This window comes from Flavobacterium sp. LMO6 (genome assembly GCF_009495795.1).
Taxonomy (GTDB): domain Bacteria; phylum Bacteroidota; class Bacteroidia; order Flavobacteriales; family Flavobacteriaceae; genus Flavobacterium.
Map to the genome: position 1 here is coordinate 337460 of NZ_WIBH01000001.1, position 23302 is coordinate 360761.

A 23302-nucleotide genomic window follows, 5' to 3' on the forward strand; every position below is an offset into this window, starting at 1 on the left:
AATGCCACAGTTACTCGAATTAGGAACAAAAGCCGAAATGTTGGAACAATTATCCATCATCCAACAATTATATCCCGATTATACACTTGAAATTTATGGTAATTTGTTAGACAAAATGATTCCGCACAATTACAAGCAGCTAATTGTGGTGGAAAACGGAATCACCGTGGGTTTGGCAGGTTTTTGGATTGGAACTAAGTTGTGGTCTGGCAAATATCTAGAATTAGATAATGTGGTGGTGCACGAAGATTTTCGTTCCAAAGGAATTGGAAGTATTATGACTGAATATCTCAATCAAAAAGCCATCGATGAAGATTGTAATATGATTGCTTTAGATGCGTATACCACCAATTTTGGCGCCCAAAAATTCTACATGAATCACGGTTTTGTGCCCAAAGGATTTCATTTTGTGAAATATTTGAAGGATTAATTTATTACAAATAAGCTAGTGCAAGGTTTTTTGATGAAATCGTTAGAAAGTTTGATTTTTTGCTCAAACAAAATTTAATTTTGCCACGGATTAATGGATTTTCACAGATTTATTCGATTATGATAGAAAAATCCGTGGAAATTTGTGTAATCCGTGGCTTTTTAAAAAAAAATATTGTTGTTTGCTTGCAAACTTTTTTCAGCTGACCCTAATTATTCAAGTGTTCCCAAATAAAACTATAAAATTCGCTTTGTTGTTTTACTCTTTTCTCGTAGCTAGAAACATTTCCAGAGTGACCAGCCGTTTTATTTACTTTTAAAAAGATAGGATTTTTTTGTGCTAATCTGTTTTGCAATTTCGCAACAAATTTATACGATTGAAAAGGTGGTACTCTATCATCATTTTCAGAAGTAATAATTAAACAAGTTGGGTAATTTACATCTTCTTTAATCGTGTGATAAGGCGAATAAGAAATCAAAGATTGAAACTCTTCTTTATTATTTGGATTTCCATATTCATCAAAATGATGTATTCCAGAAGTGTATTTATCAAGAGTAGCCATATCTAATCTTCCCATTTCAGAAATAACGACTTTGAATAAATCAGGACGTTGTGTCATTGCAGCACCTACAACTAATCCGCCATGCGAACCACCATTAATGGCTAATTTGTTTGGATTTGTATATTTTTCTCGAATTAAAAACTCAGCAGCATCCACAAAATCATTAATCGAATTGATTTTTTTCAATCCTTTTCCTTCTTTGTGCCAGTTTTTTCCTTTTTCGCCACCACCTCTAACTTGTGCAAAGGCATAAACACCGCCTTTTTCCATAAAATGCAGTAATCCAGTGTCATAATTTGGACTGCTAACACTTCCAAAACCGCCATAAGCTCTTAATAAAGTAGGATTATTTCCATTAAGTTCTATTCCTTTTTTATGAATAATAACGATTGGAATATCCTTATTGTCTCTACTTTTATAAGTGATTGTTTTGGTTTCAAAATAATTAAAAGGGAATAAGGTAGGTTTTGGTTGAATAAAGTCATTAAAATAAATATCATTAGCACCAGTGGTAATGTTTAATTTATAATTTAACGAAGAAATAGTATAAGAATAAAAAGTAACAAAAAGATCATTTGTTTTTTCGTCATAAAATCTAATTTGAAAATCCATATTGTGTGGTGCTTCAAATTTCCGAATAAATTTTCCGGTATAATCGTAAATAGACATATAATATTTGCCCATATTACTATACTTACAGATGATATAATTCTCTAAAAACGTGGCACCAATTAGTAAGTGAGAATATACTTGAGGAATTAAAACGGTATTTTCTGTACGACTATTTATGTCAAAATAACTAACATTCCCCCACGGAAATTTTTCATCTGAAAAGTAGAATTTATCGTTAATGATATTTAAAAGTTCAAGATTCGTTTTGTCGTCTTTTATAAAATTTTTAAATTGAAATTGTTCGTTTTCAATGGTGGTGTAATAATAGTTTTTAGTAGTTTCATCTTCGCTTGTTTCAACAACAAATAGTTTGTTTTGTTTGGTAAAAAAACTAAAATTCGATTTCGTATTTGAAGTATCAAAAACCAATTGGTCTTTACTTTGAATATCTCCAATTTTATGATAGTACAATTGATAGGTAGAATCTTTTTCAAAGAATTCTTTGTTTGAGTTTTTCTTGTAGAAAATTCCTTTATCTGAGTTCCAAGAAACATTAGAGAATTTAATATCAGTTAAAACATCGTCAAGATATTTTTTATTAGCAAAATCTTTAAATTTAATTTCTTGTCTATCACTTCCATTCGGACTAATTTTAAAAGCCAAATATTTAGCATTTTTTGAAGGATAATAACCCGATAAAACCACATTTGCATCTTTATAAACATCAAACGGATCAACTAATGGCTTTCCTATATCATTTAAACTTTCTCTGTAGTATAAAACGCCTGGTTTATTCTTGTCAAGCCTATAGGTGTTATAAAAATATTTTCCTTTTTTACTTGGTAGACCATATGTAGATAAATAATCGTAATCTTTTATTTTGAATGAAAAATTATAATTTTTTACAAGTTCATTGAGTTTTTGTTCACTCACACTATTTTGTAATTCGACCCAATTAATCACTGCTTCATCAGAAGTGTTTTCTAACCATAGATAATTATCATGTAGTGTTATGTCGTGTTTTGAAATCGTTGTTGGAATTTTTTTTGTCTCAATTTTTTCTTGAGATAAAATAGTATTACCAATAAAAAGTAAAATAATTAAAATTCGTTTCATAATCAAAAAATAGTGATGCGAAAGTATTAAAATATTATGCTAAACAATAGCTTTGGAGTGTTTTTTGCAATAATAATTTCAGTAACTTTATCAAAACGAAAATCATCATGGTTCAGTATGTTTTATTATTATTTATGAGCGTAACACTAATTTCTTGCCATTCAACAGAAATAATTGCACAAGACAACATCCAATCCGCTTCATATGAAACTTGGGTTGCTGGAGTGAGAGGTGGAGGAAGTGGAATTAATTTTTACCTTGAATTAAAATCAGAATTACCATCAAACGTTGAATTGAAAAAAGTAATTTTTAGAGGATACGAAGTGCCTTTTGAAAAACATGATAATTTGCATTTTCAGGCAATGATTAAAACGTCTGGCAATCAACAAAAATTTGAAGGTGATGATTCCCAAATAATTACTAGTCCCAAAAATGCCTTAACATTGGCTGAAGATGAAGCGGTTTTAGTTTTCTTAAAAAACGGAAAAGAATACCAACAAAAAATTTCTAATGTAAAAGAAAAACCAGGATTAGAATATCCTTCGGCAAGACCAAAGTTTTAATTACATTTGTTATTCTAAAAACGATAGGAGTTGAGTTTATACAAAAGTCTTTTTAAACAAACTGCAATTTATGGCTTAGCAACAGTTTTGCCAAGAATTATTAGTTTTATACTTAACCCAATATTTGTCTATTATCTTACCGATAAAACAAAAATGGGAGAGGTTTCTGTTATTTTTTCTTATTTGGTTTTCTTCAACGTTATTTTGTCTTACGGAATGGAGACTTCTTTTTTTCGATTTTATAATTCGGAAGAGAACAAAGGAAAAGTTATTTCAACAGCTACTATTTCTTTGTTTTGGTCTACCATTTGTTTTTTAGTTTTATTTCTGCTATTCAGGAAAAATTTAGCTGATTGGTCAAATATTAATGTTGAGTATGTTGTTTTTACCATTTGGATATTAACTTTTGATGCGTTAGCAATTATTCCTTTTTCAAAAATAAGAGCTGAAAACCGACCTATAAAATATGCCGTAATTAAAATTTCAAATGTTTTAATTTACTTATTATTAAATGTTTTCTTTTTAATTCTTTTGCCAGATATAGCAAATGAATCTTCCAATCCATTGATACAAACCATTTATCATAATGACTTTCAAATTGGATATATTTTTGTTGCCAATTTAATTGCAAGTTTGTTTACGTTGTTATTTGTTTTACCCGATTATTTTAAAATTAAATGGCAATTTGATGCAGAGTTATGGAAAAAAATGATGCATTATGGTTTGCCTATTTTAGTAGCCGGAATTGCCTTTGCCATCAACGAACATTTTGATAAAATCTTATTAGATTGGATGCATGTGGATATGGCAGACATTGGAGCCTATTCGGCTTGTTACAAAATAGGAATGTTTATGGTTTTATACAGAACAGCTTACACGCTCGGAATAGAACCTTTTTTCTTTAGTCATGCTAAAAATGAAAATGCTCCACAAACCTATGCAACAATCACAAAATACTTCGTCATTTTTGGTTCGTTTATTTGCTTAGGCGTTATCGTTTTTGCCGATATTTTAAAATTAATTTTGGTTCCAAGAGAAATTTATTGGGATGCAATGGATGTAGTGCCTTTAATTGTTTTGGCTAATTTCTTTTTAGGTATTTATACTAATTTATCGGTTTGGTATAAACTTATAGATAAAACAAAAATTGGTGCTTATATTTCAATAGTAGGAGCAATAGTAACTTTAGTTTTGAATTTACTTCTAATTCCGATTTTAAGTTATTTGGGTTCGGCAATAGCTACTATTTTTGCTTATGGAACCATGATGTTTATTTCGTATTATATGGGACAAAAAAAATATCCAATTCCGTATGATAAGAAATCCATTTTCACGTATTTAGGGTTGGCAATCGTGTTGTCAGGATTGTCTTTTTATATTGAAATATTTAGAGAAACCTATATATTCGGAATTGCTTCTATCTTGTTTTTTGCTTACTTTGTATACCGAAACGAAAAAGAAACTATTTTAACCCTTATGAAAAGAAAATAAAAAAACCTCATTTGTACATTTTTGCAAAGTATACAAACAAGGTTTAATAGTTTTTTTGTTTTTACTTTTTCAAGACATCTTTTATGCCAATTAGTCCGTCTGAAAATTCAGAAAGTAAAGCAATAACCTGTGCCATTCTATCATCGCCACCAACTCCTTTTAATAATTTATTTTTCATAAAAGTAGTTTTGATTTCTTCCCAACGTTTTTGTTCGTCTTCGGTTTGAATTTTCATCAATTCTTTTAATTTTAACAAATTAGATTCGGCACCAGTTGTTAAGGTTTGCGATTCGTTTTGATAATGATTCAACACAATAGCTTCTACTTCTTTTTCTGTTAAAATAGGTTGTATTTTTGCTACTAACTTATTCATATCACGATACGAACCTTGTAATTTAAAGTTAGGTTCATTTCGATAATCATCTGACATAGCTGCTGATTTTATATAAAGTGCATTGGCTTGTAAAACCGTATCTCTCACTTGTATAATCTTTAATAATACTTGTTTAAAATCTTCGATTTCTTGTGATGAGAAATTGCCTTCCAAATCAAAATTGCTATCATTTTGCTGAATAGCATCATACAATTTATACAAATTTTGATACGATGGTTGTGTTAAACGAACCATATATTCATTCGACATTAACGCATTTTCAATTAAACTTAGGTCAAATAAATCACCTCTAGAACCGGAAATATCTCCTAAATTGTAGGTGTCAGCTCTATTGGCTAACATATCCGGAATTTGGAATTTATCACCACTTTCTGTGTACGGATTGCCAGCCATAACCAAACAAAAACGTTTCGAACGTAAATCGTAGGTTTTTGCTTCTCCGTTATAAATTCCTTCTATTTTTCGTTGTCCGTCTGCTAACGAAATAAATTTCTGTAAAAACTCAGGATTACAATGCTGAATATCATCTAAATACAACATTACATTATCGCCCATTTCAAAAGCAAGATTTAGTTTTTCCAATTCTTGTCTTGCACCGGCATTTTTAGCTTCACTTGGATCAGTTGACGTAATTTCATGACCAATAGAAGGTCCGTTAATTTTCATAAAAACCAATCCCATTCTATCCGCTAAGTATTCCATTAACGTAGTTTTTCCGTAACCAGGAGGCGAAACCAATAAAAGCATTCCCATTCTATCAGTTCGCTTATTATCGCCAATTGCTCCTAACTGTTTGGCTAAATTGGCTCCTATTAACGGAAAATACACATCGTTAATTAATTTATTTCGCACAAATGAAGTTAACACTTGACTGGTAAATGTGTGTAATTTTACTTCTTTCTTTTTTTGTTCAACCCAATGTTTTTTAAGTTGTTGTAAAGCTAAGAAAGACGGTTTTATTTTTGAATGGAAATAATCCAATCGCGAAGAAAATTCGTAATAATCTAATGTATAGGTAATGTTACTTTCTATGGATTTTAATCCTGAAATTTCTACGGTAGAAGTAACGTTTACCACTTGGTTTTTATGGTAGTTTTGCGTTAATACAAAAGCAGCGATTTCTTCGATAAAACCTTGAGAAATTGTTACGTTTTCTTCAATAAAAAATGTTTTTAAAGCGTTTTCAACGATGTCATAACAAGCGGAAGGATAATTGTATAAATCTTTTACTTGATTAACGAAAACAACATCTTTTCCTTTTCCTTTTAAGCTTTTGAAAAAGCGTTCGTAAGCATCGGCTGCCATTTTTGAAATAGAGAATGCTTTGCGGTTTTCTTTTTTCAAATAAACCGCAGCTCGGTAAGCCGAAACATAATCAAAACCATCAAAAGTTATATTGAATTCTTCAATTTTTTGCGATAGTCTTTTGTTTAGATATTTGAATTGCTCCGAATTAGCAAACGTTTCTTTCAGTAAGCTAACAGCGCTAAATTGCTTTTCGTAAAACTCTTTGTCTTCTTCATTTAGGAAAAACCAAAACAATTGGGCTAAAGCTCTTTCTGAAGGGGTGTATTTTAAAACGCCTAATTCGTTATTTATTTGTTGTAAGTTTTGCAAAATTAACAACGCATCGACATCGTGAACACCTTTTACTAAGCCTTCACCAAAATGTGTTGCCATGAATTCTTGCACGCGTTGTACATTAACCGATTCAGGAACAATGTTTTCTTGCTGTAAGAAAATTTCCCAAGCCATGTATTCAAAACGCTTTACCTTTTGATTTTCAGAAATATATTCCTGATTCCAAACTTCTTTATATTGTTCAATTTCCTCAAATTCAACAGGTTGATAAAAATTAGTTCCTGTTAAATGATAGAAATATTGTTGGTCTTTTAAAACCAGCGTTAAATCTAATTTTTGTTTGTTTACCGCAAATTTATAATCGCCAAAAGCAATTACAGCATCACCATCTTCATAAATTTCGTTTTTATCTTTTAGTTTTCTAACCGATTCTTGTTGGGCAGTTTTTAGTAGCGTATTTACTTCCTCGGCCTTATTGCTGTCGTTTAAATCTTTTAATTGATTGGCTATTTCACGAACTTTTTCAATCATTAGATCAGAAGCAAAGTAACCATTGATTTCGGTTTCTGTTGCAAATGAAGCTGCTTTGTTTTTTACTCCTTTTAAAATACGTTCTGCCGATTGAAACAACATGGTTGTTCGCTTGTTTTTAGCTTCGGTTAATTGCACACTTTTGGTTTGAAAGTGTCCGTAAACTTCTTCTCGTTTTTCACTTATTTGCTGAATGAACTCATCAAAATCAACAAATTTAGCCTCCATTTCTTCCAGTTGAATGGATAATTTATTTAGATAGTCATCACATTTTTCAGATGTATTCGCTAGTTCTAAAAAATTGATAACTGCTTGGTCGAAAAGGGTAATTTGGGCTTTAAAATCGGCAGAAAGTTCTTTTCCTGAAATTTGTCTTTTCTTGTTGTTTAGCTCAATTCGTTGTTGATTGATTTGCGCAAAAATCAAGGAAATATTTTCAATAATTTGAGTCGAATGTGAAGCGTCTTCAATTTTTAAATTATTAACAATATCTACTAATAATTCTAATTGTAATGCTAATTCATCTATATCTTTTTCGAGCGTTTTAGCATCAATAGTTTTTTTAAGATCTGCTATTTGTTGGTTAATTAATGCAACTTTTTCTTGATAAGGAACCAATGCATTATCTTGTAAAAGAAACGAAACGCAAGCGTTAGAAAGTTCGTTAGCTCTTTCTTGTAGTTGGGCTTCTAACGATTCTATTAGGGCAATGTCTGCATATTTTAATTCTTTGGCACTAATTAATTCGCCACGTAAAGCACGAATTTGTGCTAAAACAGCAATAAATTGATCTAAAGATTGATACGAAATAATACTGGTGTCCGATAAAAGTTTTTCGCATTTTTCTTCTAAATCAGCTATTGTTTGTCCGGTTTTATTTTTAATTTCTTGCGCTTTCTCAAATTCATTTATAGCAGCATGTGCAATTTTTCTAATTTCGAGTAAAGGTTCGTTAAGTAGATGAATTTCCTTTTCGCCTAAGAAATAATAACTGTCTAATATTATAGTGGCTTGCTTAACAATATCGTTATACAAACCAGAATACGAATCCTTTTTAGATAACAAAATATTCAGTTCTTGGCATTCTGCCATTACACGAACTAAATCTTTATTTCCAATTTTGTATAATAAATTTGTTTTTAAAGCATCATCAATGGTAACTTCTTTAGTAAAAGGAGTTTGCCAAATTTGAACCAAATGATGTTTCGTTTCTTCATTCGACTTGAAATAAGCTAACTTTCCATTATCAAACAACGTAAAACCATTACAATTAATAGGCGTTTCTATTGTTTGTTTAATGATGTTGTACGGAATTAGTAAATAATCGTGCGATTGTTCGTCATAGAAAACAAACATATAATTTTCGCCATTAATTCCTAAAATTCTTCGATTGAAATAAACCGGTTTATCTTCTGTAGCAATTACTTTTATTTCACCCGTTTGCAAGGCATATCCATTTGGATAAATAACTCCTTGGTTTTCAGGTAAAAGAATAATTGAATATTGCAAAGAATCAACACGGGCTACTTTCTTTTCTTTGTGATTGTAAATAAAAAATCGTTCGCTTTCTTGATAAGGCTTAATTTTAAAAATGACTAAATTATTGTAGTCAAAATAATGAATTTCGGCATCATCTAACGTTTGATCTTTGTGAATTACATCTTCACTATAAATACCTTTTCCGGTGCTTGTATTGTCTTCAATTTTAATGGTAATATCGCCACCAATAGCTTCTACAAAAACTTTATCGGCTAATGAAACGTGCGGATGACTTCCTTTACGTTGCATGTCGCGTGTAACTTTTGTCCAAGTGAATTCTTGTTGGTTTGGATATTTTACTTCCGCAGCACTTCTTGCATCAACAAAAGTTAATGTATCATCTTTAATTAGCCATTTAAAGGCTTTAATATCAGAAGGACTATTAGATAATTGAAACACAAAATACAAATAATTTTGTGTAATGTGAAAGCGAACAAAAATGGTATTTCTGTAATATTTATAAAGATTTTTGAATTCTTCTATAAAAGTTTCATCCTCAATAAATTGAATAGGTTGTGGTTCAAAACGATTTTCTTTTAACAAATAAGCAGAAAAAACATCGTTTAAATTGATTTCGGTTCGTAATCCTAAATGCGTGTTGTAGCCTACTAAGCAAAGTCTTCCTAAAGAAAAAATATCTTTTATATTGCAATTTTGATCTGTAGAAATACGTTCATTGGCGATTAGCGAAAAATCTACACCGCCAAAAACCTTTTTTCGATCTTCGTTTAAAGATTGTATGCGTTGAATTAAATCCTCTTTTTGTTCATTCAGTCGGTTTTGAATGATTTCGTATGTACCCGTATTTAATTTTTCGTTGCTCATTAATTTTGGTAAAAGTTTTAACGCAATTTTTTTAATTTGCTTAAAAGAGAGAGAGAGAGAAAATAGCATATAAACCAAAACAATTCCCTGCCGATAGCAGAGAATTATTTTTAGTTTTCAATAATGTTTATTAAAATTATTTTAATGGTTTATTGTCAATGCCTAAATGTTTAGCCATATCCATAGCTCTAGATAAAATACCTTGTTCTTTATCGTTTGCCACACCTTTTAACTGGAAAATTAATGAAGCAACACTTAAGTTTTTAATATCTTCTGATGAAATTTTATATTTTTCTACCATATTCATGATTTTCCCAATTAGGTTTTCATCACCATCATTGCTTAACAAAGCTTCTTTAACTATTTGAGCATTTTCACTATGTTGAATGAATTTGTCAATTCCTTTACCAGCTGAAACTTGTCTAACCACATTATCAAAGAATGAATTATCGCCACCTACGATATCAATATTGGCAGTTTTAAATGCTTCTGCTAATACACTAGCTTGTGCTTGTGCAATATCTTTTTGGATAGCGATTTGCGCTAATTCTACTTCTTTTTCTTTCGCCAATGTTAATCTAAACTCTTCGTGCTCTTTACCGGCATCGTTTAGTTTTTTCATTGCTTCTGCTTTTTCTGTAATTCCGGCAGCTTCTGCAAATGCTTTTTCTTTGATTACTTCTGCTTGTGCTAAACCTTCTTGTTTATTTGCAGCTGCTTTTTTCTCAATAATATTAGCTTCAACATATCCTTGTTTCTCCATAGCTTCTGCTTTTGCATGCATTACTTGTGCTTCAGATAAACCAACTGTTGCTTCTTCTTTTGCTTGTGCATCTGCAATTATTTTACGAGCATCAGCTTCTTTTTCAGCAGCATCACGTTTTGCTTGTGCTTCAATAACATATTTTTGAGCATCTTTTTCAGCTGATAATTTACGAGCTTCTGCTGCACGAGTTAATGCAATTAAGTTTTCTTCTGCTTCACGAGATGCAACAATTAATTGTACTTGTTTCTCTCTTTCTGCTCCTTTTAATGCTTCTACATCGTAAATATTTTGTTGTTCTTCTACAACTGTTTTCTCTTTTACTAAACGCTCACGAATAACATCTTGAATGTTTTTCTTTTCTACTTCGACTGCTTTATCTTTTTCAATGTCTGCTAATGCAACCACTCTTTCTCTTTCTGTAGCTTCTAATAAACGATCTTTTTGAACTCTTTCTGTTTCAACTAATTCTGCTCTTTCTTTATTTTTTGCAGCAATAACTACTTGTCTTTGTTTGTTCTCCTCAGCTATTTGAAGTGTTTCTTCTGTAGCAATTCGAACCGTTTCTGATTTTAATCGTTCCTCTTCAGCAACTTTTAAAATTTCGGCATTTTCTCTTGCTTGAATATTTGAGATTTCTCTACGTTGTTGCTCTTCTTTTTCAGCTAATTGTTTTTCTAATTCAAGAATAGTTTCTCTAGCTTCAACATCTTGCTTTTTGATTGTTTTTTCTTCATCTCTACGAACTAAATTCGCTTTAATATTTTGTGTAGCTGTTAGTTCAGTAATTTTCTTGATACCTTCAGAATCTAAAATATTATCTTTATTCAAATGAGATAAAGAAGTTTGTTCTAAATAATCAATAGCACAGTCATCTAAAACATAACCATTTAAATCTGTTCCAATAATGTTTAGAATTTCTTGACGGAATTCGCTTCTTGCTTCGTACAATTCAATAAAATCAAATTTTTTACCAACTGTTTTTAAAGCTTCAGAAAACTTAGCTTCAAATAATTCTCTTAACGTAGCAATATCAGATGCTCTTTGGCAACCAATAGTTTGTCCTACATTAACAATATCATCAACCGATTTATTTACACGTACGAAAAACGCAACCTGGATATCGGCACGCATATTGTCTTTACAAATTAATCCGTCTTTTCCTTCTCTAGAAATTTCTAGTTTTTTTACAGAAATATCCATGTGTTCTAATCTATGGATAACAGGTATAACTATTCCAGCATTAAAAAAGACTTTTACTCCGCCATAACCAGTTCTTAAAAGAACTATTCCTTGTACGGTTTTTTTGTACATGGATAAAATCCAAAAAATTAAGCCTAAAAATGCAATTAAAATAACAGCAATTGTGATGTAAAATGTAGTCATAAAGTTGTTTTAAAATAGTTTATTATGGGTTATTAAATTTCGTATGATTTTTCTACAAAGTAAAATTTTTTATCTGGATTTTCATTCACTATTTGAACTTTTTCTCCTTCTTTTAAAAGCGATCCATCTTTGCTTTTGACTAAAAGCTTTATGGGATCTTTATTAATTATTATTTCTAGCATTCCTAATTTGTCATTTTCAATGCTTGATTTGAGTATTCCAACTCTTCCTAAATAATCATAAGCAATTTCACCTTTATGATTAATTTCCTTAAAAATAGGCTTTAAAGGCATGCTAATGTATTTTGTAAAAAATAGACTCACTGTAAATGCCGGAACAATTGTAATAAAATACATCCAATAAGGCAGAGGAATATAATAACTAATATTTACGTTTATTAGCCAGGTGAATAACAATACTAGAGTTAAAAAAAATGTTATAGGGATGATGTCTAAGTTTAAAAACTTTAGAAACTGAATAAACGATGAAGGGTCTTGAGGTACTTCAACCATTCCGTCTGGTGCATCAAAATCAGCATCAATATCCGTGTCAAAATCGATATCATAATCACCTACACCTGTTACCATTGTTAAAATCCAATACACTACACTTAAAATTAATAAAATTGAAAGTATGGTGTTGGCTGGATTAAAGGAAACATCTATTAACTCGTCTAAATTCATTCTTAGTTAGCGTTGAATTGTTCTTTTAATTTTTTTAATTCGTTTTCTGCATGTGCATCTGATGTGTCTACTGCAGCGTTAATTTCTTGATCGATACTTTTTGAAGCATCTGCAATATGACCATAAGCATCTGCTAAAGCTTCTTGTTGTAATACTTTGTCTTTCATTTTTTCTAACATAGAAATAGTGCTATCAGAATCTATTTGCGTCATTTTTTTATTAATATCTTGTGTCGCTTGACTAACCTGAACACGAGCTCTAAGTGTTTTTAATTCACCCTCCCATTTTGAAATGCTCGATTTTAAGGTATTGATGTTGGTTTGCATTTTTTCAACATCACTCTCAAGTTTTTTATGCTCGCTATCTGCAATTTGCGCGTCTAATAAAGATTGTTCTTTCTTTTTTAAAGCTTCTTTAGCAAGTCTGTCTGCTTCATCCAAAGGCATTTCTTCTTTAATTCCTTTTTGAACTAAAAGCATAGCTTTTGTTTGATAATCTTCAGATTGATTAATCAATGTTTCTTGTTCGTTTTTTCTTCTAATAGACAAAGCTTTCACTTGTGCCAATGCATGAATACTTTTATCAAGTTGCTCTTTCATTTCTCGTATTCCTTGTTCCGTCATTTTTATTGGATTTTCAAGGCTGTCAATTGCTGAATGTGCCTCTGCTTTTCCAATTCTAAATAGTCTTTTAATAATGTTCATAATACATAAAGAATTATAATGTTAATACTACGTTTTTTTTCGAATTATTTTAATATTAGAAGTAATATTTTGGTTAAAAAACACACTACATTTAAAATTAGATATACCATCTTGTAAATCAGTTTTTTATTTCTAATAAATTATTTATTTACTAAAGGAGATCATTTCAGTTGAATATTCACTTATCAATAAACTCAAAGAATTTAAGGTTGCAATTAATTCATTTCGATCTAAGTTTTCTGTTTGTAAGGTGTCTCTAAAGATTACTTTTTCTCCAGATTCATCTAAAACAAAAGCGCCATGAACAATATCTCGGTTTTTAATCAATAATTGTTTGTGAACGTCTTGCTGATTGTTTTTGCAGCGAAACAAGAATTGTTCAATGATTAAAATTTGTGGCGCAATAACAATCATCATGTTTTTGATTCCTTCACTTTCTTTTTCTATGATAAACGATTGATGCTCTTCATTTTCAAGTTGAATATTGTACTCTAAATCGAGTAACCAATTTTTAACGTTAGAAAACAATTTTAAATGTTCCATAAATTGATAGATTAGCTAGTTTATTTAACAAAAATAAATAAAAATTTTAATATTGCAAATATTTTTAGCAAAAAAATAAACTTTAGTTTGTATATTTGCAACAAACAATAGCGAAATGACGTATTTTGGAACTAATTTAAAAAAAATAAGACAGATTAAAGGACTAAGTCAACAAGCCTTTGCTGAGCTTATTGATTTGAATAGAGGTGTGATAAGCTCCTATGAAGAAGGACGTGCTGAACCTAAAATAGAAACCCTACTTCGAATTGCTACTTATTTTGGCATTCCTACAGATGATATCATTTCAAAACCACTTACGGTTAATCAATTAGCAAATTTTACCTTAATAGAAGATAGTATTTCTGCTTTAACTAATGAAATTAGCCCTACTTTTCAAGAACTTACTAGCAATGGAGAACAGAAAAGTGTTGAAATGCAAAAAATATTTGCACATTTTGATTTTGTCTACTTTGTTGATGAAAACATAGCTAAAACAACTAGTTATGAAAAAGATGCTGTTTTGTTTTTAAAAGAAATTCAACAGGAAGATCAATCGGCAAATAATTATTTATTCCTAGAAAATGGTAAAGCTTCAATTTCTAATGCTATTGTTCCTACTGCTAAAAATTATGCCGTTGTAGGTGTTTTAGGAAGTGACTTTTATGTAGAACAAAATGCCATTTTAAAACGATTAAATTTACTTGAAAAAGAGGTTTTTGGAAAGTAATTTATTCCGCTGTTTTTTATTGACACAAACAAACCTTTAAAACAGTTTATTTATCTTTATTTTTTTTAACTTTGATGCTTAATTTTTGATTATTAAACGATTTGAAAATAATTTATTTTCAATAATAAATAAAAAATGAACATTAAAATAATAAACAAATCCCAACATTCATTACCCAATTACGAAACTATTGCTTCGGCTGGAATGGATTTACGAGCTAATTTAACGGAATCAATTACATTAAAATCATTAGAAAGAACCATCGTAAAAACGGGACTTTTTATTGAATTACCAATTGGTTATGAAGCGCAAGTTAGACCAAGAAGCGGTTTAGCAGCCAAAAAAGGAATCACCGTTTTAAATTCACCAGGAACAGTAGATGCGGATTATCGTGGAGAAATCGGCGTGATTTTAGTAAATTTATCCAATGAACCCTTCATTATAGAAAATGGAGAACGTATTGCCCAATTAATCATTGCTAAACACGAACGCGCAGAATGGCTTGAAGTAACCGAATTATCAGAAACCTCAAGAGGAGAAGGCGGTTTTGGAAGTACAGGAGTGAAGTAAAGCCCCCTAACCCCCAAAGGGGGAATTGACAAAATTGTGTAAATAGTTAAATATAAATTGAATTAATTAATAAAATCCTATTGACCCCTAATAGGAATTTCCCGCCGTGGCGGATTAGGGGGCTAACATGAAAATAATTGTACCTATGGCAGGTCGTGGTTCACGCCTTCGCCCACATACCTTAACCATTCCAAAACCATTAATTCCAGTTGCTGGAAAACCAATCGTTCACCGATTAGTGGAAGATATTGCAGGCGTTTTAAATCAGCCAATAGATGAAGTGGCTTTTATTATTCATGAAAGTTTTGGAAAAAAAGTAGAAGATGATTTAATTGCCATTGCTCAAAAGTTAGGTGCAAAAGGAACCATTTATTATCAAAACGAGGCTTTAGGAACAGGTCATGCCATTATGTGCGCCAAAGATTCTTTATCTGGCCCCGCGGTTATTGCGTATGCGGATACGTTAATTCGTGCGGATTTTGATTTGGATACTTCAGCTGATAGTGTTATTTGGGTAAAACAAGTCGACCAGCCAGAAGCTTTTGGTGTGGTAAACTTAAATGCGAATGGAGAAATCATCGAATTAGTGGAGAAACCAAAAGAATTCGTTTCGGATTTAGCGGTTATTGGTATATACTTTTTTAAAGATGTTGCCGTTCTTAAAAATGAACTACAATCGGTTTTAGACAACAACATTATTCATGGTGGCGAATACCAAATTAACGATGGTATTAAACAAATGATGGCAAAAGGCATGAAATTTGTACCTGGAAAAGTAGATGAATGGATGGATTGTGGAAACAAAGACGTTACTATTGAAACGAACACAAGAATGTTAGGGTTTTTACATAACGATGGAGAAAATTTAGTTGCTAAGAATGTTAAATTAGAAAATGCTACTATTATTCCTCCATGTTTTATAGATGAAGACGTTATTTTAATAAATGCAACTGTGGGACCAAATGTTTCATTAGGAAAAGGATGTCACGTGATTGATTCTATCATAAAAAATAGTTTAATTCAAACGCATTCGCATATCAAAAATGCTAATTTAGATAATGCTATGATAGGAAATCATGCTTCTTTTGATGGTAATTTTACAAGCATTAGTATTGGTGATTATTCGGTTTTAGAATAGACTTTTTGGTTTTATTAAAGTTTACAGAAAACTTGATTTTAGGATGAAATTAAATAGACAAAAATTTGAAGAAATTAAAAATTTACTTACAGATAAACTTGGGGATAATGTTATTGTTGAGGAGGAATTTGGTACAGAATTTTTAAGAATCAGAAATACAGAGTTTTGGTTGTCTGTTGATGAAAAAGAGTTTATTGTTGGATTTGGCATAAATCATTCACATTTTAGTGAAGATTATGAAAATTTATATAAAGGAATAATTCAAGCGTTTAATTTATTAACAAATAAAGTTAAAACAACAAAATTCATTAAAGGGAATACTGTATACAAAGAAATAACAGAAATAGAATTTCCAGATTCAAAGCTTGAAAATATTGGTGAGACAGGTTTTTTATTTTACCCTTTTTGGAAAAAAACTAAAATTAAGGTTTGCTATAATAATTTAATAATAAATAAAGCAGATATTGTAAACGAAGTGAACATAATAATTAATTAAAGTATTGTATTTATATATTGTAAATTATTTGAGAAAATAATGCTAAAATATCCTAATGAATAAAATTCAAATCATAGTTTTGTTTACGTTCCTGCTTTTCAGTTTTGGGAATCACTTGTTGGCACAAGAAAATCCCGATGCGATTGCTTTAGTGGACGACCAATTGGAAAATAATTTTTACGAAGCTGTAAAACAACGCGGCATCGAAAATTACGATAAAGCTATTTTGTCGATTCAAAAATGTATTGAAAAAGAACCCAAAAATGCGGCTTTTCAATATGAATTGGGTAAGAATTACTTAAGTCTCAGAAATTATGTTGATGCTGAAAGTGCTTTCAAAAAAGCAGTCGAGTTAGACAATAAAGAACGTTGGTATTGGAACGGATTGTACGATGTGTATTATCAAACTAAAGATTATCAAAAATCGATTCCAATTGTTGAAAAACTAATGGAGTTCGACTCAAATATGAAAGAAGATTTGGTTTCACTTTACATGAATACAAACCAGCACGGAAAAGCATTGGAGTTGTTAAAAGAAATGGAAACAACATCGAAGCTTACCAGAACAATGGAATTTTATAAATTGAAACTTCAACAGTCTAATACATATGCTAAACCGCAAAAAGAACAGTTAGAAGAAGCTATTCGAAAAAACCCAAAAGCAGAACAAAATTACATCGATTTAATTGTTTTGTACACAAGTTTTAATCAGGAAGATAAAGCATTTGAAGTGGCAAAAAGATTGGAAATTGAGATTCCAAATTCAGATTGGGCACATGTAAGTTTAGTTAAATTTCATTTAAATAATAATGATGGCACTAATGCTTCAAAATCGATGTTTAAAATTTTAGAAACCAATAATATGGATCTAAAGATTAAACATCGGGTTTTTAATGAATTTTTAATTTTTGCGGTTAAAAATCCAACTTATTTAAAAGATATCGATAATGCAATTCCGTATTTTGATATCGATAGAGAAATTAATGTAAGTAAAGAAGTGGCTAAATTCTTCTGGAAAAAAAATGATCTAGAAAATGCAGCTAAATATTTTGACAAAGCAATTAAAAAAGATACGGAAGATGTAGATGCTATGGAATTGTATTTAGAGGTATTAGTTCAAAAAAAAGATTTTCAATTAGTTACTAAAAAAGCAGAAGATTATTTAGAAGTGTTTCCTACTCAAGCCGGATTTTATTTTTATGCAGGTTTAGGATATAACCAAATAAAAGAATTTAAAAAGGCTAAAAATATATTAGAGAATGGCTTAGATTTTGTAATAGAAAATAAGGCATTAGAAGCTATTTTTTATAAAGAATTAATTATTAGCTGCGAAAATTTGAATGACAAAGATAAAATGCAATTGTATTCAAATAAATTAAATCAAACCAAATAATGAAACAAATTGTATCGGCTTTTATATTGTTCTTTTTGATAGGATGTAAATCTAAGCAAACGGTTGCAATTGCTGCTGCTAATGAAAATACAGCGGTTAAAAAAATTATAAGCGGCCATTATCAAAACAAACACGATTTTTCAACTTTAAATATCAGAGCAAACGCTAAATACCAAGATGAAAAACAATCGCATTCTATGAATGCAGATATTCGTATTAAAAAAGATGAAATTATTTGGATTAATATTAAGTTTTTTGGAATTCCAATGGCTAAAGCTATGATTACGCCAACAAAAGTAAGTTATTACGAAAAAATAAATAATACATTTTTTGAAGGTGATTTTAGTTTGTTAAGTAATTGGTTAGGAACTGATTTAGATTTTCAAAAAGTTCAGAATTTATTTCTTGGAAAAACGATTGATGATTTAACAAAAGACCAATGGATTTCTGAAGTTGTTGATAAAATGTTTAAATTGTCTTTACCATCTAAATCAGACGTAAAAAAGGAGTTTTATTTTGAAGGAGCAAATTATTTATTAAAAAAAGAAACAATTATTCAAGAAAGTAAATCTCGAAATCTCGAAATTATTTATCCTTCTTATAAAGAAGAAACCAAAATGTATTTACCAAATGAAATTAATATAAAAGCAGAACAAAAAGACAAAGTAACAATAGATATTGAGTATAAAAACACAACGTTTAATGAAAAACTGAGTTATCCTTTTTCTATACCAAGTGGTTATACTGCTATTGAAATCAATTAATTTTTTATTTAAGAAAAAAACTACCTTTGTAAAAATCCGTATTGCATGAATCAATTCATTAAAATCCTGTTTTTCTTTTTCATCACAACATTGTGTTTTGCACAGCCGTCTGAACAGCAAAAGTTAGAAGCACGTAAAGCACAAATTCTAAAAGAAATTTCAGAAAATAAAAACAAATTAGAGACAGAAAAAAAGAAAGAAAAATCGGTTTTAAAACAAATTGATCAGCAAAAAGAATTAATTCAATTAAGAATAAAATTATTAAATACTACGGCAAAACAAACCCGATTACTTAGTGATGAAATTTATTTAACTCAGTTAGAAATGAATAAGTTAAATAGAGAGCTAAAAGTATTGAAGGAAGACTATGAAAAAATGATTATAAAATCATACAAAAGCCGAAATGAACAAAGCAGAATTATGTTTGTGCTTTCTTCTCAAAACTTTCTTCAAGCCTATAAAAGAATTCAGTACATGAAACAATACGCTGGATTTAGAAAAATGCAAGGAGAAGAAATAAAAGATAAGCAAGAAAAGTTAATTGTTGCCGAAATGCGACTGTCTGAAAGTAAAAAGGAAAAAGAAATTGTTTTAGCTCAAACCGAAAAAGAAAAACAAGGACTTGAAAAAGAAAAGCAAGAGCAAGAACGTTTAGTTAAATCAATACAAAAAGATAAAAAATTAATTGCTGCCGAAATCAAAAAACAGCAAAAAGAATCTAAAGCAATTGATGCAAAAATTAAGAAAATTATTGCCGCTGAAATTGCTGCTGCAAATAAACGAAATGCTGCAAAATCTGGTAAAACTGCACCTAAAGGAGGAACAGCAAGCGATGCAAAATTTAATTTAACACCTGAAGGTAAAATAGAATCAAATAACTTTAAAGCAAATAAAGGAAAATTACCTTGGCCAGTAGAAAAAGGAAATATTTTTCAAAAATATGGCGATCAACCTCACCCAATTTATAAAAATCTAACGGTTCACAATAGTAGTATTGAGATTTCAACAGAGAAGGGCTCGTCTGCAAGAGCCGTGTTTGCAGGTGAAGTTTTCCAAATTCAGGTAAATGAAAATAACCGAAATTGGAAAGCTGTTTATGTGAGACATGGAGATTTTATTACTATTTATATGAATTTATCTTCTGTAAATGTGGTAAAAGGACAAAAAGTAAGTATTAAGCAAAAGTTAGGAACTATTCACACCGATACTTCTGGAAGTACAACCATGAAATTTGCAGTTTTACAAAATACGACGTATTTAAATCCAGAACTTTGGTTAAATTAATAGATGAGGTCATTTGACCTCATTTTTTTGAATTATAGTTTCATGTACTATTATATTTTAATTTTATAAAATGAATTTATCAGACATCAAAATTCTTCATATCGATAGTAATCATCCTTTGCTTTGGGAACAATTAGAACAAGCTGGTTTTTATAACGAAGCTGATTTTACGTCTTCCAAACAAGAAATAGAAGCTAAAATTGAAAATTACCACGGAATTGTAATTAGAAGTCGTTTTAAAATAAATAAAACCTTTTTAGATAAAGCCACAAATTTGCAATTCATTGCCCGAGTTGGTGCTGGTTTAGAAAGTATCGATTGTGATTACGCTACTGCGAAAGGAATTCATTTAATTGCTGCTCCAGAAGGAAACGCCAATGCGGTTGGGGAACAGGCATTAGGCATGTTGCTTTCGCTTTTTAACAACTTGAACAAAGCCAATAACGAAGTAAAATCTGGGCATTGGAAACGCGAAGCGAATCGTGGACATGAATTAGAAGGAAAAACAGTCGGAATTATTGGCTATGGCAACATGGGAAAATCATTCGCGAAAAAATTGCGTGGATTTGATGTAACCGTTTTGTGTCATGATATTTTACCAAATATAGGAGATGCCAATGCAACTCAAGTTTCATTAGCTGAACTTCAAGAAAGAGCTGATGTTTTAAGTTTGCATACGCCTTGGACACCCGAAACCGATAAAATGATTAATACTGATTTTATCCATTCATTTCAAAAAACATTTTGGTTAATTAATACAGCCAGAGGCAACTCAGTTGTAACAGACGATTTGGTTGAAGCCTTAAAATCAGGTAAAATTTTAGGCGCTGGATTAGATGTTTTAGAATACGAAAAATTATCTTTTGAAACCTTATTTGAAGGTGAAAAGCCTGCCGCTTTTGAATATCTTTTACAAGCTGAAAACGTATTGTTAACGCCACACATTGCAGGTTGGACTTTTGAAAGTCACCAAAAGCTAGCACAAACTATAGTGGATAAAATCAAAAGATTATTTTAACAAATTTGTAACTTTTTAACAAGTATTCGACTAATACAGAAAATATTTTTATATTAGCATTTTACGGCGCATCCGAAAAGCCTTACGAGTAGGAGACAACTAAAACAATAATTTTACAATGGAATCACAAAAAGTAGACATGTTCATGATGGCGAACGCCAAATTTTTCGAAGGTCACCAGTTAAATGCAATTAGAGAACGTTTAGTTCAAATGGATGATGACAAATGGCCTATGTTACAAACAGTTCAATTTAAAGATCCAACTACAGCATTAATTTTGTCTATTTTTGCAGGAAACTTAGGGGTAGATCGTTTTTATATTGGTGATACTGGAATGGGAGTTGGTAAATTGTTAACATGTGGAGGTATTTACGTGTGGACAATTGTAGATTGGTTCTTAATTCAAGGGGCAACAAAAGAGAAAAACATGGAAATGTTTAATAGAGCATTTATGTTCTAAAAAATGAATCGCCAATAAAAACTTTGCGTTTGCAAAAACCAATAAAAAAAGGGCGATTGCATATATGTCCGCTATAAATCTAATTTTACATATATGAATAAAAACAAGCTATATTCGTTTATATTATTCGCTTGTTTTATAGGGTATGGTTGGTTGCTTTTTTCTTTTCAACACGAACACCAAATTCAAAATCAAGAATTTACTGTTTGTTTGTTTAAAAAAGTAACCACTTTTCCTTGCCCATCGTGCGGAACTACACGTTCTGTTTTACAACTTTCACATGGAAATTTACTTTCCGCAATTTTACTAAATCCTTTTGGGATATTAGTATCGCTAATTATGTTAGTTGCTCCGTTTTGGATTAGTTACGATTTAGTTCAAAAAAAAGAAACTTTTTATACCATTTATTTAAAAACAGAATCCATACTTAGAAAACGAAAAGTTGCATTTGTACTTATCGTTTTAGTAATTGCTAATTGGATTTGGAACATTAAAAAAAATCTATGATTACAACAGCAAAATTTAATTATCAACCTCATGATTCTGAGCTAGAAAGAGCATCAAATAGCTATTTGATGTCGCTAGTGGCAGTTATTGGAGGTTTGCCATTACCTATTTTAAATTTATTGGCAAGTATTTTATTTTATTTAGGAAACCGAAAAAGCACTTCATTTGTAAAATGGCATTGTACGCAAGCTTTGGTTTCTCAATTGGGTTTGTTTTTCTTTAATAGTGCTGGTTTTTGGTGGACTATGGGAATTTTATTTGATGATGGAGAGGCTACAAATTACTATTTTGCTTACATTATTACCCTAGTACTTTTTAATTTAATTGAATTTTTTTCCACTTTATTTATAGCAACTAAAGTTAGAAAAGGCTTTCATACAGAATTCTTCTTTTTTGGAGATATTACTAATTTAATTTGCAAAACAAATGAAGACAATAAGTAAAGGATTAGTAGTTATTGCACTATTTTTTGGTGTTTGGATGTTGTTATCGCAAATAAATTTTGTAAAACATTTTAAAGTAAAAGAAGCCAAAACAGGAACCGAAAAAACACTTGGTGAAGTTATTTGGAATGAAATCGAAGAGACTGAAACGGTTATTTTTGATGATTCCATTGTGAATACTTTGGATTCCTTGTTATTACCAATTTGCAAAGAGAACAAGATAGTAAGAGACAGTTTAAAAGTTCATATTATTGATAAAGACGAGGTAAATGCTTTTGCCATGCCCGACAATCATTTGGTAGTGTATACCGGTTTGATAAAAGCGTGTAAAAACGAACAAGCGTTATTAGGAGTTTTAGGTCACGAAATAGCCCATATTGAAGGCAATCATGTGATGAAGAAATTGTCTAAAGAAATTGGACTTTCTGTTTTATTATCTATTACAACAGGAGCTAATAGCACTGTAATTAGCCAAATTGTAAAAACGCTTTCATCTTCTGCGTATGATAGAAGCTTAGAAACCGAAGCAGATATGGAAAGTGTAAAATACATGCTTAATGCTAATATTGATCCAAGACCATTTGCTGATTTTCTTTATGAATTATCTTTAGATAACGAATTGCATAAATACACGTATTGGGTTTCTACTCATCCCGAATCTGAAGCGAGAGCCAAAACCATTCTGAATTATTTAAAAACTAAAAAAATAAAATCGAAACCAATTTTAACTAAGGAAGCTTGGGAAGATTTTAAGAATAGTATTGAGGATTTTGAATAAT

General features: G+C 30.4%; 21 protein-coding genes. 15 read left to right on the forward strand and 6 right to left on the reverse strand.

All coding sequences use genetic code 11. The annotated features are described in order from the left end of the window. Position 1: 1 nt before the first annotated feature. On the forward strand, positions 2–430 hold the full coding sequence (locus tag GFJ99_RS01520; RefSeq protein ID WP_153207236.1) for a GNAT family N-acetyltransferase: 429 nt from the start codon (positions 2–4) through the stop codon (positions 428–430). Between the two features lie 208 nt (positions 431–638). Here the strand turns inward: GFJ99_RS01520 and GFJ99_RS01525 are convergent, their stop codons facing one another. Next, positions 639–2720, reverse strand: a complete 2082-nt coding sequence (locus tag GFJ99_RS01525) for a prolyl oligopeptidase family serine peptidase (RefSeq protein WP_153207237.1) — start codon at positions 2718–2720, stop codon at positions 639–641. Between the two features lie 134 nt (positions 2721–2854). Between GFJ99_RS01525 and GFJ99_RS01530 the strand changes: the two genes are divergently transcribed. After that, positions 2855–3283, forward strand: coding sequence for a hypothetical protein (locus GFJ99_RS01530; RefSeq protein ID WP_153207238.1), 429 nt, complete (start codon positions 2855–2857; stop codon positions 3281–3283). Between the two features lie 30 nt (positions 3284–3313). Beyond that, complete coding sequence (locus GFJ99_RS01535; protein WP_153207239.1) at positions 3314–4774, forward strand: lipopolysaccharide biosynthesis protein; 1461 nt, start codon at positions 3314–3316, stop codon at positions 4772–4774. 61 nt (positions 4775–4835) lie between these two features. Here GFJ99_RS01535 and GFJ99_RS01540 read toward each other — a convergent pair whose 3' ends face one another. From GFJ99_RS01540 to GFJ99_RS01560, 5 genes are all read right to left on the reverse strand, one after another. Further along, entirely contained in the window at positions 4836–9644 is a 4809-nt protein-coding gene (locus GFJ99_RS01540; RefSeq protein ID WP_153207240.1) for a DNA repair ATPase, read from the reverse strand. 136 nt (positions 9645–9780) lie between these two features. Beyond that, entirely contained in the window at positions 9781–11793 is a 2013-nt protein-coding gene (locus tag GFJ99_RS01545) for an SPFH domain-containing protein (RefSeq protein WP_153207241.1), read from the reverse strand. Positions 11794–11825: 32 nt separating this feature from the next. Beyond that, positions 11826–12476, reverse strand: a complete 651-nt coding sequence (locus tag GFJ99_RS01550) for a hypothetical protein (protein WP_153207242.1) — start codon at positions 12474–12476, stop codon at positions 11826–11828. Positions 12477–12478: 2 nt separating this feature from the next. Next, the gene (locus GFJ99_RS01555; protein WP_153207243.1) at positions 12479–13180 is read right to left on the reverse strand and encodes a PspA/IM30 family protein; all 702 of its coding nucleotides are present in this window, start codon (positions 13178–13180) and stop codon (positions 12479–12481) included. A gap of 144 nt (positions 13181–13324) precedes the next feature. Beyond that, positions 13325–13723, reverse strand: coding sequence for a molecular chaperone Tir (locus tag GFJ99_RS01560; protein WP_153207244.1), 399 nt, complete (start codon positions 13721–13723; stop codon positions 13325–13327). Between the two features lie 115 nt (positions 13724–13838). On the opposite strand from GFJ99_RS01560, the gene GFJ99_RS01565 reads away from it, so the two are divergent. The 12 genes from GFJ99_RS01565 (at position 13839) to GFJ99_RS01620 (ending at position 23301) form a co-directional block, all read left to right on the forward strand. Continuing rightward, a complete protein-coding gene (locus tag GFJ99_RS01565) occupies positions 13839–14450 on the forward strand; it encodes a helix-turn-helix domain-containing protein (protein ID WP_153207245.1) in 612 nt (203 codons plus the stop codon). 135 nt (positions 14451–14585) lie between these two features. Beyond that, on the forward strand, positions 14586–15020 hold the full coding sequence (gene dut / locus GFJ99_RS01570) for a dUTP diphosphatase (protein ID WP_153207246.1): 435 nt from the start codon (positions 14586–14588) through the stop codon (positions 15018–15020). 127 nt (positions 15021–15147) lie between these two features. Then, on the forward strand, positions 15148–16158 hold the full coding sequence (locus tag GFJ99_RS01575; protein ID WP_153207247.1) for a sugar phosphate nucleotidyltransferase: 1011 nt from the start codon (positions 15148–15150) through the stop codon (positions 16156–16158). Between the two features lie 43 nt (positions 16159–16201). Then, positions 16202–16654 carry a hypothetical protein gene (locus tag GFJ99_RS01580; protein ID WP_153207248.1) on the forward strand — a complete coding sequence of 151 codons (453 nt, stop codon included), beginning with the start codon at positions 16202–16204 and terminating at the stop codon, positions 16652–16654. 55 nt (positions 16655–16709) lie between these two features. Beyond that, complete coding sequence (locus GFJ99_RS01585; RefSeq protein ID WP_238990055.1) at positions 16710–18047, forward strand: lipopolysaccharide assembly protein LapB; 1338 nt, start codon at positions 16710–16712, stop codon at positions 18045–18047. After that, entirely contained in the window at positions 18047–18811 is a 765-nt protein-coding gene (locus tag GFJ99_RS01590) for a DUF4292 domain-containing protein (RefSeq protein WP_153207249.1), read from the forward strand. Before GFJ99_RS01585 ends, GFJ99_RS01590 begins: the two co-directional genes overlap by 1 nt. A 45-nt stretch (positions 18812–18856) precedes the next feature. Next, positions 18857–20095: a murein hydrolase activator EnvC gene (locus tag GFJ99_RS01595; protein ID WP_153207250.1), complete on the forward strand. Its 1239-nt coding sequence runs from the start codon at positions 18857–18859 to the stop codon at positions 20093–20095. A gap of 70 nt (positions 20096–20165) precedes the next feature. Then, the gene (locus GFJ99_RS01600) at positions 20166–21113 is read left to right on the forward strand and encodes a 2-hydroxyacid dehydrogenase (RefSeq protein ID WP_153207251.1); all 948 of its coding nucleotides are present in this window, start codon (positions 20166–20168) and stop codon (positions 21111–21113) included. A gap of 118 nt (positions 21114–21231) precedes the next feature. Further along, positions 21232–21573 (forward strand): TM2 domain-containing protein, encoded by a 342-nt coding sequence (locus GFJ99_RS01605; protein ID WP_153207252.1) that lies wholly within the window; start codon positions 21232–21234, stop codon positions 21571–21573. 93 nt (positions 21574–21666) lie between these two features. Further along, positions 21667–22080 (forward strand): DUF2752 domain-containing protein, encoded by a 414-nt coding sequence (locus GFJ99_RS01610; RefSeq protein ID WP_153207253.1) that lies wholly within the window; start codon positions 21667–21669, stop codon positions 22078–22080. Then, positions 22077–22523 carry a hypothetical protein gene (locus GFJ99_RS01615; RefSeq protein WP_153207254.1) on the forward strand — a complete coding sequence of 149 codons (447 nt, stop codon included), beginning with the start codon at positions 22077–22079 and terminating at the stop codon, positions 22521–22523. Before GFJ99_RS01610 ends, GFJ99_RS01615 begins: the two co-directional genes overlap by 4 nt. Then, a complete protein-coding gene (locus tag GFJ99_RS01620) occupies positions 22507–23301 on the forward strand; it encodes a M48 family metallopeptidase (RefSeq protein WP_153207255.1) in 795 nt (264 codons plus the stop codon). The genes GFJ99_RS01615 and GFJ99_RS01620 overlap by 17 nt, the downstream gene beginning before the upstream one ends. The last annotated feature ends 1 nt before the right edge of the window (position 23302 follow it).